Annotated in this window: 10 protein-coding genes; 5 read left to right on the plus strand and 5 right to left on the minus strand. The window is 63.0% G+C overall.

Features of this window, described 5'->3' with window-relative positions:
• Nucleotides 1–75: 75 nt before the first annotated feature.
• Entirely contained in the window at nt 76–1494 is a 1419-nt protein-coding gene (locus HX801_RS21125; RefSeq protein ID WP_177022671.1) for a TIGR00366 family protein, read from the minus strand.
• 189 nt (nt 1495–1683) lie between these two features.
• Between HX801_RS21125 and HX801_RS21130 the strand changes: the two genes are divergently transcribed.
• On the plus strand, nt 1684–2967 hold the full coding sequence (locus HX801_RS21130) for an MFS transporter (RefSeq protein WP_177022672.1): 1284 nt from the start codon (nt 1684–1686) through the stop codon (nt 2965–2967).
• A gap of 105 nt (nt 2968–3072) precedes the next feature.
• On the opposite strand, the gene HX801_RS21135 is transcribed toward HX801_RS21130, so the two are convergent.
• The gene (locus tag HX801_RS21135) at nt 3073–4443 is read right to left on the minus strand and encodes a gluconate:H+ symporter (protein WP_023659163.1); all 1371 of its coding nucleotides are present in this window, start codon (nt 4441–4443) and stop codon (nt 3073–3075) included.
• Between the two features lie 217 nt (nt 4444–4660).
• On the opposite strand from HX801_RS21135, the gene HX801_RS21140 reads away from it, so the two are divergent.
• Nucleotides 4661–5566, plus strand: coding sequence for a cation diffusion facilitator family transporter (locus HX801_RS21140; protein WP_008437507.1), 906 nt, complete (start codon nt 4661–4663; stop codon nt 5564–5566).
• A 3-nt stretch (nt 5567–5569) separates the two neighbouring features.
• Here HX801_RS21140 and HX801_RS21145 read toward each other — a convergent pair whose 3' ends face one another.
• Nucleotides 5570–6244 carry a heavy metal response regulator transcription factor gene (locus HX801_RS21145; RefSeq protein WP_008437506.1) on the minus strand — a complete coding sequence of 225 codons (675 nt, stop codon included), beginning with the start codon at nt 6242–6244 and terminating at the stop codon, nt 5570–5572.
• A 161-nt stretch (nt 6245–6405) separates the two neighbouring features.
• Between HX801_RS21145 and HX801_RS21150 the strand changes: the two genes are divergently transcribed.
• Genes HX801_RS21150 through HX801_RS21160 form a run of 3 tightly spaced genes read left to right on the plus strand, consistent with a single transcriptional unit; the run spans nt 6406 to nt 11940 of the window.
• Entirely contained in the window at nt 6406–7629 is a 1224-nt protein-coding gene (locus HX801_RS21150; protein WP_003214410.1) for a TolC family protein, read from the plus strand.
• Nucleotides 7630–7647: 18 nt separating this feature from the next.
• Entirely contained in the window at nt 7648–8760 is a 1113-nt protein-coding gene (locus HX801_RS21155) for an efflux RND transporter periplasmic adaptor subunit (protein WP_177022673.1), read from the plus strand.
• Between the two features lie 18 nt (nt 8761–8778).
• The gene (locus HX801_RS21160; RefSeq protein WP_177022674.1) at nt 8779–11940 is read left to right on the plus strand and encodes a CusA/CzcA family heavy metal efflux RND transporter; all 3162 of its coding nucleotides are present in this window, start codon (nt 8779–8781) and stop codon (nt 11938–11940) included.
• Nucleotides 11941–11977: 37 nt separating this feature from the next.
• Here the strand turns inward: HX801_RS21160 and HX801_RS21165 are convergent, their stop codons facing one another.
• Nucleotides 11978–13381, minus strand: a complete 1404-nt coding sequence (locus HX801_RS21165; RefSeq protein WP_177022675.1) for a heavy metal sensor histidine kinase — start codon at nt 13379–13381, stop codon at nt 11978–11980.
• Nucleotides 13378–14052 (minus strand): heavy metal response regulator transcription factor, encoded by a 675-nt coding sequence (locus tag HX801_RS21170; protein ID WP_003214417.1) that lies wholly within the window; start codon nt 14050–14052, stop codon nt 13378–13380. The genes HX801_RS21165 and HX801_RS21170 overlap by 4 nt, the downstream gene beginning before the upstream one ends.
• Nucleotides 14053–14159 lie beyond the last annotated feature (107 nt).

Below are 14159 nucleotides of genomic sequence, written 5' to 3' on the forward strand. Positions count from 1 at the left end.
AGAAATCAGGGGTTGCCACCGTAGTGAGTGGGACAACCCCGACGCGTTTGATCAGAAAGGTTACTGGCAGCTGCCCTATGGCATCACCGGCGGCAAATATTTAAGCGTCGTGCCCAACGCCCACAGCAGGACCAACACCAGCGGCGTATGCACCAGCAACTGCACAAACGAAAAGCCGATCAAGTCCCGCGCCTTCAACCCCAGCACGCCCAGCAGCGGCAGCATATAGAACGGGTTGATCAGGTTAGGCAGCGCTTCGGCGGCGTTGTAGATCTGCACCGCCCAGCCCAGGTGATATTCCAGGTCGTTGGCGACCTGCATCACGTACGGCGCCTCGATGATCCACTTGCCGCCGCCCGACGGGATAAAGAAGCCCAGCACCGCCGAGTACACGCCCATCAACAGCGCGTAGGTGTCGTGGGACGCGATCGAGGTGAAGAAGGTCGAGATATGGTGCGCCAGGGTCGCGCCGTCACTGCCTTTCACCACGGTCATCAGCGCGGCAATCGAGCCATACAGCGGGAACTGGATCAGCACCCCGGTGGTGGTGGGTACCGCACGGGCCACCGCATCGAGAAAACTGCGCGGACGCCAGTGCAGTAGGGCACCGACCATCAGGAACAGGAAGTTATAGGTGTTCAGCCCCGAGATCGCGCTGATCGCCGGCTTGGTCGAGAATTCATGGAACAACCAACCGGCGGCCAGCAACGCCAGCAGGATGGTCAGCAACGGGCTGTGCTCCAGCCACTCGCCCGGACGGGTCGGCGGTTGCGGCTTGGGCATGTTGAAGGCCGGGTCGATACCGCAAGCCTTGGCGTCACGGGCGGAGTTCGGCCCGGGCGCGGTGGCGTAGGCGATGATCAGCGACACCACGATCAGCGCCAGCAACAGCACGCCGGACTGCCACAGAAAGATGGTGTCGGTGAACGGGATCATCCCGGTGATCGACAGGATCGACGGCGGCAAACTGGCCGGGTTGGCCTGCAACTGCGCCGCCGACGACGACAGCCCCAGCGCCCAAACGGCACCCAGGCCGAGGTAGGCCGCAGCACCGGCCGCGCGGTAATCCATGCGCAAATCCGTACGCCGGGCCAGCGCACGCACCAGCAAACCACCGAACACCAGGGACAGGCCCCAGTTGAGCAACGAGGCGACCATCGAAATCAGCGCCACCCAGGCCACGGCAGAACGGCCGTTCTTCGGGATGCGCGCCAGGCGGTCGATCAATTTCACGGCGGGCGGGGAGCTGGCGACCACGTAACCGCCAATCACCACAAAGGCCATTTGCATGGTGAACGGGATCAAACTCCAGAAACCGTCACCAAACGCCTTGGCGGCCTCGGTCGGCGCGGCGCCCATGCCCAGGGTCGCCACGGCGACAATGATCACGGCGAGGGCGGCAAACACCCAGGAGTCAGGGAACCAGCGCTCGGCGAAGTTTGAACAACGCAGGGCGAATCGGGCGTAGCGGCTGTCTTCGATAGCATCGGCCACGTTCAGTACCTCTATTTGTATTTATTATGGGGGGCGGCAGTTTTGCTGCATGTTCCTCTACGGCTATTCATTTGGGAATGTAGTTATCTTCATTGATCAATGAGTAAAGCAAATATATCCAGCGTGATTGCCATCACTCGGCCCAGCTCATAACCTGCAGTCCATTTCGTTTGCCTGCCGAGCTTTTCCATGACTGCCACCTCTTATCCACAGGCGCAGCGTTTCTCCCGCTCCGACTACAAAACCCTGGGCCTGGCCGCCCTGGGCGGGGCCCTGGAAATCTACGACTTCATCATCTTCGTATTTTTCGCGCTCACCCTCAGCCAGCTGTTTTTCCCGCCGGAAATGCCCGAGTGGCTGCGCCTGCTGCAAAGCTTCGGCATCTTTGTCACCGGCTACCTGGCACGCCCGCTGGGCGGAATCCTGATGGCGCACTTCGCCGATCACCTGGGGCGCAAACGGGTGTTCAGCCTGAGTATCCTGATGATGGCGCTGCCGTGCCTGCTGATCGGCATCATGCCCACCTACGCACAAATCGGTTATTTCGCACCGTTGATCCTGCTGGCGCTGCGCATCCTCCAGGGTGCGGCAGTGGGCGGGGAAGTGCCCAGCGCCTGGGTGTTTGTCGCCGAACACGCTCCGGACAACCATCGTGGTTATGCCCTGGGCTTCCTCCAGGCCGGGCTGACCTTCGGCTACCTGCTCGGCGCGCTGACGGCGACGCTGCTGGCGCAAGTCTTCACCCCGGCCGAAATCCTCGACTACGCCTGGCGCTTCCCGTTCCTGCTCGGCGGCGTGTTCGGCGTGATCGGTGTCTGGCTGCGGCGCTGGCTCAGCGAAACCCCGGTGTTCCTGCAAATGCAGGCCCGTCGCCAGGCCGGCGCCGAACTGCCGCTGCGTACCGTCCTGCGGGAACATCGCAGCGCGCTGCTGCCGGCGATGATCCTCACCTGCGTGCTCACCTCGGCCGTCGTCGTACTGGTGGTGATCACCCCGACCATGATGCAGAAAACCTTCGGCATGAGCCCCAGCCACACCTTCGCCCTGAGCGCGTTGGGCATCGTGTTCCTGAATATCGGTTGCGTGTTGGCCGGGCTGCTGGTGGACCGCATCGGCGCCTGGCGTGCGGTGTTGGTCTATAGCCTGCTGCTGCCGGTGGGGATTGCCGTGCTCTATGCCAGCCTGATTGCCGGTGGCGTGTGGCTGGGCGCAGCGTATGCAATTGCTGGCTTGAGTTGCGGGGTGGTGGGCGCGGTGCCGTCGGTGATGGTCAACCTGTTCCCGGCGCAGGTGCGCGTCTCGGGGATTTCCTTCACCTACAACATTGCGTATGCGCTGTGGGCGAGTACCACGCCGCTGATGTTGATCGCGTTGATGCCGACCAGCCCGTGGATCTGCGTGGGGTATTGCGTGGCGATGGGCGCGGTGGGCGCAATGAGTGCGGCGCATTTTGGCAAGCGCCTACCCACCTGATCGTTCCCACGCTCTGCGTGGGAATGCCTCCCTGGACGCTCCGCGTCCGCTCGTGTAACGCGGAGCGTCACGGATGCATTCCCACGCGGAGCGTGGGAACGATCATTACGTCAGGAAGTGCCACATCAGCAGCGTGCCCACCAGGCCCACCACCGACACAATGGTCTGCAACACCGACCACACCCAGATCGTCTGCTTCAGTTGCAAGCCGAAGTATTCGCGCACCATCCAGAAGCCGGCATCGTTGACGTGGCAGAAGAACACCGAGCCGGCACCAATCGCCAGGGCGACCAGTGAGCTTTGCGTCGCCGCCAACCCCGCCATCATCGGCGCCAGGATGCCCGCCGTTGTCGTGGTGGCGACGGTCGCCGACCCCGTGGCCTGACGCAGCGCCACCGCAATCAACCAGGCCAGCAACAGGTACGGCATGTGCGCGCCTTCGGCCACCTTGCTGATGGTCTGGCTCACGCCGGCATCCAGCAGGGTTTGCTTCAACCCGCCACCGGCGCCGATGGTCAGCAACAGCACCGCGATCGGCGCCAGCGCCTTGCGCAGGGTGTTGCCGACATCGGCCCGCGGCATGCCGCTGGCCCAGCCCAGGCAGATCACCGCGGCAATCACCGCCAGGCCCAGCGCGATCAACGGCTCACCGAGGAACTTCAAGGTCAGTGCCACCGGGCTTTCCGGCGACATGGCAACCTTGGCCAGGGTGCTGCCGAGCATCAGGATCACCGGCAACAGGATGATCAGCAGCGACACACCAAAACTCGGCTGGCGCGGCGCCTTGGGCGGTGCGCTGAACAGCGCGCCAATGTCGGCCGGCTCGTCCACGTGCATGCGCTTGGACAGCCAGTTGCCGTACAGCGGGCCGGCCAGAATCACGGCCGGTACCGCCAGGCAGAAGCCCAGCAACATGGTCAGGCCCAGGTCGGCGTGCAATGCGCCCACCGCAATCAGCGGCCCCGGATGCGGCGGCATCAAGGCGTGCAGGGTGGTCATCCCCGCCAGCGCCGGGATCGCGATTTTCAGCAGCGGCTGGTTCGAACGCTTGGCCATCACAAAGATGATCGGCACCATCATCACCAGGCCCACTTCGAAGAACAGCGGCAAGCCAATCACCATCGCCACCAGCGCCATCACCCAGGGCAACGACTTGCCCTTGCCCAACCCCAGCAGGGTGGTGGCGATACGGTCGGCAGCGCCGGATTCGGCCATCAACGCGCCGAGCATCGAGCCCAGGGCAATGATGATCCCGGCTTCACCGAGGATCGCCCCGGCGCCTTTGCTGAATGCCTTGGCCACTTCTTCCGGCGGCAAGCCGGCGCCGACACCGGCGATAAACGTACCGATCAGGATCGACAGGAAGGGCGGCAGCTTGGTCGCGCTGATCAACACAATGATGCTGGCGATGGCCAGTAATACGCAGAACATGAGGCGGGTGTCGTGAACCATCCACGCGGCAGTCGATAACTCCAAAACGGGACTCCTTATCGAACAGGTTGGCTAATGTGTTTCTTTTTGTTTCCTGCTCGAAAAGCATACCTGATACAACGGTTCCAGAGCGTTCATGTTCAATTTTGGTGCGTATGGCTTAACGCCCAGCTGACGGCGAGATGACAATTTTGCAACTCGTGCCGGTGGTTTTGGCCTATAGCTCTATGATCAACCGGACCACGACCCACGAGGACATTTCATGAGCGCAGGACACAGCCACGCCCAGGTACGCGCCGGCCACGAACGGCTGTTATGGATCGCATTGGCACTGACCGGCAGCTTTATGATCGCCGAGGTGATCGGCGCCTTTATCACCGGCAGCCTGGCGCTGTTGTCCGATGCCGCGCACATGATGACCGACGCCCTGGCGCTAGGGATTTCCCTGGTGGCGATCCAGGTCGCCAAGCGCGCCGCCGACCGCAAGCGCACCTTCGGCTATGCGCGTTTCGAGATCCTGGCGGCAGCGTTTAATGCGCTGCTGCTGTTCGGCGTGGCGTTCTACATCCTGTATGAGGCGTATCAACGCTTGCAGGCGCCCGCCGAGATCCAGTCCACCGGCATGCTGGTGATCGCGGTGCTGGGGCTGGTGGTCAATCTGATTTCCATGCGATTGCTGAGTGCGGCCAGCGGCGAAAGCCTGAATGTGAAGGGCGCTTACCTGGAGGTCTGGAGCGACATGCTCGGCTCCATCGGCGTGATCATCGCGGCGCTGGTGATCATGTACACCGGCTGGGGCTGGGTGGATTCGGTGGTGGCGGCGGCGATTGGCTTCTGGGTATTGCCCCGCACCTGGACGCTGCTCAAGGAAAGCATGAACGTGCTGCTGCAAGGCGTGCCGGACGGCATCGATATCGACAAGGTGGAACAGGCAATTCGCGGCGTTCCCGGGGTCAAGGACGTGCACGACCTGCACATCTGGGCCCTCACCAGCGGCAAGAACGTGCTGAGCACTCACTTGGTGGCGGATTCTGCTCAAGGCAGCGAGCAACAGATCCTCAGCCAGGTGACGGAGTTACTGCATGAACAATTCGATATTTCCCACGCCACGATCCAGATCGAGGGCGAAGGTTTTCAGCATGACGAGCACGACGAGGTGCACGCCTGACCATCACTCACGGTCTTCCAGCACATAACCCACGCCGCGCAAGGTATGGATCAACTTGCGCTCGAACGGGTCATCGATCTTCGCCCGCAGGCGGCGGATCGACACTTCCACCACATTGGTGTCGCAATCAAAGTTCATGTCCCACACGAACGAGATGATCTGCGTGCGCGACAGCACCACGCCGCTCTGGCGCATCAGCAGGTGCAGCAGGGCGAACTCCTTGGTGGTCAGGTCGATGCGCTGCAAACCGCGAAACGCCCGGTGGCGGCCCTGATCCAATTCCAGGTCGGCCACCCGCAACACATCCGGCACCGGCGAATGCACGCTGCGGCGCATCAAGGTGCGCACCCGCGCGAGTAATTCGGGGAACTCAAACGGCTTGACCAGGTAATCATCGGCGCCCAGGTCCAGGCCCTTGATCCGGTCGGCGAGGCGGCCCTGGGCGGTCAGCATCATGATGCGGGTGCTGCTGTTCTGGCGGATGCGTTGCAGCACGTCCCAGCCATCCATCAACGGCAAATTCACGTCGAGCATCACCAGGTCGTAGGCGTGCTGGCGAGACAAATGCAGGCCGTCGGCGCCGGTGGCGGCACAGTCGACGATATAGCCACTTTCGCTCAATCCCTGGTGTAGATAATCGGCGGTTTTAGGTTCGTCTTCGATAACCAGAATACGCATGTCGAGGATCCCGCTGGGCAGTGGAAAAGTTGCCCGGAGCTTAAAGCAAAAGCCCGCGCCAGAGCCGTTGCTAACGGATTTGTAATGTTCTGGCCACTCCTCTGATAAGTACCGAAAGTTACATTGCCCACCTGTTAATTCATGGGCATGGAACTCTTGTTATGCCAACTTTTGTCCGCACGTTTATCGGCGCTTCGGTGCTGTTGCTGATGACGGTCCAGGGCGCAAACGCGCAAACCCTGACCCTCGAATCGGCCCTGCAAACCGCCTTCGCCAACAACCCCGACATGGCCGCTGCGCAGTGGGAAATCGACATCGCCCAAGGCGGTCGCCAGCAGGCCGGTTTGATCCCGAATCCGGTGGCCTCCTGGGATGCCGAAGACACCCGCCGCAACTCGCGCACCACCACCGTGAAACTGAGCCAAACCCTGGAACTGGGTGGCAAGCGCGGCGCCCGGATTGATGTCGCCACCCGTGCCCAGGAGGCGGCCGCACTCACCCTGGAACAGCGCCGCAACGGTCTGCGAGCGGAGGTCATCGACGGTTACTACGGTGCACTTCGCGCCCAGGAACGCCTCGACCTGGCCCAGCGCTCAGTGGCATTGGCCGAGCGCGGCCTGGTGGTGGCCAATGGTCGCGTCACCGCCGGCAAAACGTCCCCGGTGGAAGCCACCCGCGCCCAGGTGCAACTCTCGGAAATCCGCCTGGAATTCAACCGCGCGCAGATGGGCCTGACCGATGCCTACCGGCGTCTCGCCGCCAGTACTGGCGCGGCCAGCACCGATTTCCAGGCCGTCGCCACCCAAGCCCAGGCCGCCCCGGCATTACCGTCGCCCGCGCAGCTGCTGGCGCGCCTGGAACAGACCGCCGAACTGCGCCTGGCCGAGCTGCAAATCGTCCAGGGCGAAGCGGCCCTGGGCCTGGAAAAAGCCCAGCGCATTCCCGACCTCGACGTGTCCATCGGCAGCCAATACGACGCCAGCGTGCGCGAGCGGGTCAACGTGGTGGGCGTGTCGATGCCGATCCCGCTGTTCAACCGCAACCAGGGCAACGTGCTGGCCGCGAGTCGCCGTGCCGACCAGGCCCGCGACCTGCGCAACGCTGCCGAACTGCGCCTGCGCACCGAAACCCGCCAGGCCCTGGACCTTTGGCAAACCGCGAATACCGAAGTGCGCTCGTTCAACCAACAGATCCTGCCCGCCGCCCAAAGCGCGGTGGACAGCGCCACCCGCGGTTTCGAGATGGGCAAGTTCAACTTCCTCGACGTACTCGACGCCCAGCGCACCTTGATTGCGGCCCGCACCCAATACCTCGCGGCGACCGCCCAGGCCACCGAAGCCTGGGTGCGCATCGAACGGATTTACGGCGACCTTGCCCGGTTTTGATTTTTTCAGGAGCGTTCCATGAACAACAAACACAGGATGGCGCTGGCCGTTGCGCTGATGCTGGCGTGGCCGGCCATCAGCGGTGCGGCAGAGACGGAAGAGGAAGGCAAGATCGAGCTGACCGAACAGCAGATCCAGGCCGCCGGTATTCAACTGGCCCCGGCGCAATCCCGGCAGATCAGCACTGTGCTTTCGCTGCCGGGCGAGGTGCGTTTCGACGAAGACCGCACCTCCCACATCGTCCCGCGTGCTGCCGGCGTGGTGGAGTCGGTGCAGGTCAACCTCGGCCAATCGGTGAAGAAGGGCGAGCTGCTCGCGGTGATCGCCAGCCAGCAGATTTCCGATCAGCGCAGTGAACTGGCGGCCAGTGAGCGCCGGGTGGTACTGGCCCGCATCACCTTCCAGCGCGAGCGCCAGTTGTGGCAGGACAGGATCTCCGCCGAACAGGATTACCTGCTGGCGCGCCAGGCGCTGCAAGAGGCCGAAATCGCCCTGAACAATGCCCGGCAAAAGATGAACGCCCTGAGCGGCAGCGCCGTATTGGTTGGTGGCAATCGCTACGAACTGCGGGCGCCGTTCGACGGCGTGGTGGTGGAAAAACACCTGGGTGTCGGCGAGGTGGTGAGCGAGACCAGCAACGCCTTCACCCTGTCGGACCTGTCCCAGGTGTGGGTCACCTTCGGCGTGTTCCCCAAGGATTTGAACAAGGTCCGGGTCGGCAAGCCGGTGAAAGTCACCTCCTCGGAAATGGGCACCGAAGTGCTCGGCACCGTTGCCTATGTCGGCAACTTGCTGGGGGAGCAGACCCGCACGGCCACCGTGCGCGTCACGGTGCCGAACCCTGATGCTTCGTGGCGTCCAGGGCTGTTCGTTTCCGTGCAGGTCGCCACCGACACCTACCCGGCCAAGGTCACCGTCCCCCAGGAGGCGATCCAGACCGTCGAGGACAAACCCTCGGTGTTCGTGCGCACCAGCGACGGCTTCATGACCCGGCATATCGAACTGGGCGTCAGCGAAAACGGTTTCGTCGAAGTGCGCCAGGGCCTCGACGCCGGCGCGCAGGTGGCCACCGTCGGCAGCTTCATCCTCAAGTCCGAGTTGGGCAAGGCCTCGGCCGAGCACGCCCATTGACCCTGCGAGTGATTTCCCATGTTTGAGCGCCTTATCCAATTCGCCATCGAGCAGCGCATCATCGTGCTGTTGGCGGTGCTGTTGATGGCCGGTGTCGGTATCGCCAGCTATCAGAAATTGCCCATCGACGCCGTGCCGGATATCACCAACGTCCAGGTGCAGATCAACTCGGCGGCGGCGGGTTTTTCGCCGCTGGAAACCGAGCAGCGCATCACCTTTCCCATCGAGACCGCCATGGCCGGGCTGCCGGGCTTGCAGCAGACCCGCTCGCTGTCGCGCTCGGGCTTGTCCCAGGTCACGGTGATTTTCAAGGACGGCACCGACCTGTTCTTCGCCCGCCAGCTGGTCAACGAACGCTTGCAGGTGGCTCGCGAGCAACTGCCCGATGGCATCGAAAGCATGATGGGGCCGATCTCCACCGGGCTCGGGGAAATCTTCCTGTGGACCGTGGAGGCGAAAGACGGCGCGCGCAAGGAGGACGGCTCAGCCTATACGCCGACCGACCTGCGGGTGATCCAGGACTGGATCATCAAGCCGCAACTGCGCAACGTGCCGGGGGTGGCCGAGATCAACACCATCGGCGGCTTTGCCAAGGAATACCAGATCGCCCCGGACCCCAAGCGCCTGGCGGCCTACAACCTGACCTTGGGCGACCTGGTCACGGCGCTGGAGCGCAACAACGCCAACGTCGGCGCCGGCTACATCGAGCGCAGTGGCGAGCAATTGCTGATCCGTGCGCCGGGGCAAGTCGGGTCCATCGACGACATTGCCAACATCGTCATCACCACTTCCGACGGTACGCCGATTCGGGTGCGCAACGTCGCCCAGGTCGACATTGGCCGCGAGCTGCGTACCGGTGCCGCCACGGAGAATGGCCGCGAAGTGGTGCTGGGCACGGTGTTCATGTTGATCGGCGAAAACAGCCGCACGGTGTCCCTGGCGGTCGCGAAAAAACTCGAAGAGATCAACCGTTCGCTGCCTGAAGGTGTGGTGGCCGTCACCGTCTACGACCGCACCAACCTGGTGGAAAAAGCCATCAGCACCGTGAAGAAAAACCTCTTCGAAGGGGCGCTGCTGGTGGTGGCGGTGCTGTTTCTGTTCCTCGGCAATATCCGCGCTGCGCTGATCACCGCGATGGTGATTCCCCTGGCCATGTTGTTCACCTTTACCGGGATGTTTACCAACAAGGTCAGCGCCAACCTGATGAGCCTCGGCGCGCTGGATTTCGGGATTATCGTGGATGGCGCGGTGGTGATCGTCGAAAACGCCATCCGCCGCCTGGCCCACGCCCAGCAGCGCCACGGGCGATTGCTGACCCGCAGCGAGCGCCTGCATGAAGTGTTTGCGGCGGCCAAGGAAGCGCGGCGCGCGCTGATCTTCGGGCAACTGATCATCATGGTGGTGTACCTGCCGATCTTCGCCCTCACCGGGGTGGCCGGGAAGATGTTCCACCCGATGGCGTTCACCGTGGTGATCGCGCTGCTGGGGGCAATGATTCTGTCCGTAACCTTCGTGCCGGCGGCCATTGCGCTGTTCGTCACCGGCAAGGTCAAGGAAGAGGAAAACCTGGTGATGCGCAGCGCACGCCGTGTCTACGCGCCGGTGCTGGATTGGGTGATGGCGCGCCGGCCGCTGGTGTTCGGCCTGGCGGTGCTGGCCATCGTTGCGTCGGGCCTGGTGGCCAGTCGCATGGGCAGCGAATTTATCCCCAGCCTCAGCGAGGGTGATTTCGCCCAACAAGCGTTGCGGGTGCCGGGCACCAGCCTGACGCAGTCGGTACAGATGCAGCAGCAACTGGAAAAGACCTTGATGGCCGAGGTGCCGGAAATCGAGCGGGTATTCGCCCGCACCGGCACCGCGGAAATCGCCTCCGACCCGATGCCGCCGAATATCTCCGACAGCTACGTGATGCTCAAGCCCAAGGACCAGTGGCCCGACCCGAAGAAGTCCCGCGAGGCAATCATCGCCGACATCCAGCGCGCCAGTGCGATTGTGCCGGGCAGCGTGTATGAACTGTCGCAACCGATCCAGCTGCGCTTCAACGAACTGATTTCCGGCGTGCGCAGTGACGTGGCGGTGAAGGTGTTTGGTGACGACATGGCGGTGCTCAACAAGACCGCCGGGGAAATCGCCGAGACCTTGCAAACCCTCAAGGGCGCCTCGGAAGTGAAGGTGGAACAGACCTCCGGCCTGCCGGTGCTGACCATCAATATCGACCGCGACAAGGCCGCGCGTTTCGGCCTGAACGTGGGCGATGTGCAAGACACGATTGCCGTCGCCGTGGGTGGGCGCCGGGCCGGGACGATGTACGAAGGCGACCGGCGTTTTGATATGGTCGTGCGTTTGTCGGACGCGCTGCGCACCGATATCGAAGGCCTGTCGCGGCTGTTGATTCCGATCCCGGCGCTGGCGAATAACGCGGCGGGGCAGTTGGGTTTTATCGCGCTGTCGGAAGTCGCCAGCCTGGACCTGGTGCTCGGCCCCAACCAGATCAGCCGCGAAAACGGCAAACGCCTGGTGATCGTCAGCGCCAACGTGCGTGGGCGGGATATCGGCTCGTTTGTCGAGGAAGCCGGGACGGCCATCGACACTCAGGTGAAAATCCCCGCGGGCTACTGGACCACCTGGGGCGGCCAGTTCGAGCAGTTGAAGGAGGCCTCCGAGCGCTTGCGCATCGTGGTGCCGGTGGCGTTGCTGCTGGTGTTCGGGTTGCTGTTCATGATGTTCAACAACCTCAAGGACGGGCTGCTGGTGTTCACCGGGATTCCCTTCGCGTTGACCGGCGGGATCATGGCGCTGTGGCTGCGGGACATTCCGTTGTCGATCTCGGCGGGCGTGGGTTTTATCGCGCTGTCGGGGGTGGCGGTGCTGAACGGGTTGGTGATGATTGCGTTCATTCGCAACCTGCGGGAAGAGGGGCGCTCATTGTCGGTGGCCATCAACGAAGGCGCCCTGACGCGCTTGCGCCCGGTGTTGATGACGGCGTTGGTGGCGTCGCTGGGGTTTATCCCCATGGCCCTGGCCACCGGCACCGGCGCCGAAGTGCAGCGCCCGTTGGCGACGGTGGTGATTGGCGGGATTATCTCGTCGACGCTGCTGACCCTGCTGGTATTGCCGGCGCTGTATCACTGGGCGCACCGGCGTGAAGAACAGGAAGACCGCCCGATGCCTGGCCAATAACCTGTGGTGAGGGAGCAAGCTCCCTCACCACAATGGTTTATTGGCAGATAGCGTTGGTATGAAGGGGAAACACCAACCGAAACACAGTGAAATCTCCGGGCTCGCTGCTGACTTCTGCCCGGCCTTGATGCAGGGTCATGATCGACCGCACGATGGCCAGCCCCAGCCCGGTCCCCCCTTCGGAGCGGGCGCGGCTGCTGTCGACGCGGTAGAAACGCTCGAACAGGTTCGGCAGGTGGTGCGCTTCAATCCCCGGGCCCGGGTTGCCCACCGACAGCGAGACTTGCTGCCCGTGGGTTTCCACCTGCAACGACACCGTGGAAGCGTGTGGCGTATGACGGATGGCATTGGACAACAAGTTGGAAATCGCCCGCTGAATCATCAGGCGATCGCCATGCACCGAGGCATCACCGTGAAGGCTCAGGCTCAGTTGCTTGTCTTCGGCACTCAACGCAAACAGTTCCATCACCCGGCGTGCTTCAGCGGCCAGGGACACGGGCGCAAACGAAACCCGCGCCGCCGGGTGGCTGACCTGTGCCAGGAACAGCATGTCGGAAACGATCCGCGCCAGCCGCTCCATTTCTTCGGTGCTGGATTCCAGCACCGCCTTGTACTCCTCGGGCGGGCGCTCCCGGGACAACGTCACCTGGGCCTTGCCCATCAAGTTGGTCAGTGGCGCGCGCAGTTCGTGGGCCAGGTCATCGGAGAACTGCGACAGCTGCTGCACACCGCCATCCAGGCCCTGCAGCATGAAATTGATGCCCTGCGCCAACTCGCCCAACTCGTTGGGCAAGTTATCCACAGCCAGGCGGTGGGTCAGATCCTGTGTGGTGACCTTGGCCGCGACGCGGCTGAACTGTTGCAGCGGTGCGAGCCCGCGTTGCACCACCCACCACGCGCCGATGCCGATCAGCAGCAACAGCAGCGGCAGGGCGATCACCGTGGAACGCAGGTAAGCACTGAGCAATGCCTGATCGTCCCTGCGGTCCAGGGACAGCAGCACCCGCACGCGTTCGCCGCTGGACAGGCGCATCAGGCTGGAGGCGCTGAGCACCTGGTTGCCGTTGCTGTCGTCCCAGTTCAGGTAACCGAGGGTCTGGCGTGGTGCGAAGTCGGTCAGTAACGGTTCCTGTGGCTTGGCACCGACGCTCAGCAGCACCGCTTCATCGGGTGCGGTGCCGACGATGGTCAGGTAGAAATTGTCATGCCCCATCACCAGGTCCATCAGCGAATGCGGGCGGGCTTTTATGTCGCGGGTGTCCAGGCCGAGGGCGAGGCTGTGCTGGATCTGCTCCATCTTGCTTTCCAAGCCCTTGCGCGCCAGTTTCTCAAGCTCGTGGGTCAGCGCCAGGTAGGCCAGTGTCGCGAGCAGCACCACCAGGCCCGCGCCCATCAGGCTCACCGTCAGCCCGAGGCGCATCGACAGGCTGCTGGCTTTCATTGGCGGGCCTCCAGCACATAGCCCACGCCGCGAATGGTATGGATCAGCTTGACGTCACTCTGGTCATCGACCTTGGCCCGCAGGCGGCTGATGGAGACCTCCACCACGTTGGTGTCGCAGTCGAAATTCATGTCCCACACCAGGGAAATAATCTGCGTGCGGGTCAGCACTTCGCCGGACTGACGCATCAGCACATGCAGCAGCGCGAACTCCTTGGTGGTCAGGTCAATGCGCCGGGTGCCGCGATAGGCGCGGTGGCGGCGCGGGTCCAGTTCAAGGTCCGACACGCGGAAGACTTCCGGCACCGGTATGTGCTCGCTGCGGCGCAACAGCGTGCGCACCCGGGCCAGCAATTCGGGGAATTCGAAGGGTTTGACCAGGTAATCATCGGCGCCCATGTCCAGGCCCTTGATCTTGTCAGTCAGCCGGCCACGGGCTGTGAGCATCATCACCCGTTGGTTGCTGTCGCGGCGCAGTTGCTCAAGCACTTCCCAGCCGTCCTTGGCCGGCAGGTTTACATCGAGAATCACCAGTTCATAAGCGTGTTGCCCGGCCAGGTGCAGGCCGTCCACGCCGCTGGCCGCGCAGTCGACCACGTAACCGCTTTCGGTCAGGCCCTGCTGCAGGTAGGCGGCGGTTTTTTGCTCGTCCTCAACCACAAGGATACGCATGGGGATTTACCTTTTACTGATAGAGAGAGACTGAAATTCGAATTTTCCGAAGCCTGAAGGCTGAAGTAGCTACAGGGTCAATCAGCCAGTTTGTGACTGGTTGTTGC

The sequence above is a fragment of the Pseudomonas sp. G1002 genome, from assembly GCF_013385455.1.
Classification (GTDB): domain Bacteria; phylum Pseudomonadota; class Gammaproteobacteria; order Pseudomonadales; family Pseudomonadaceae; genus Aquipseudomonas.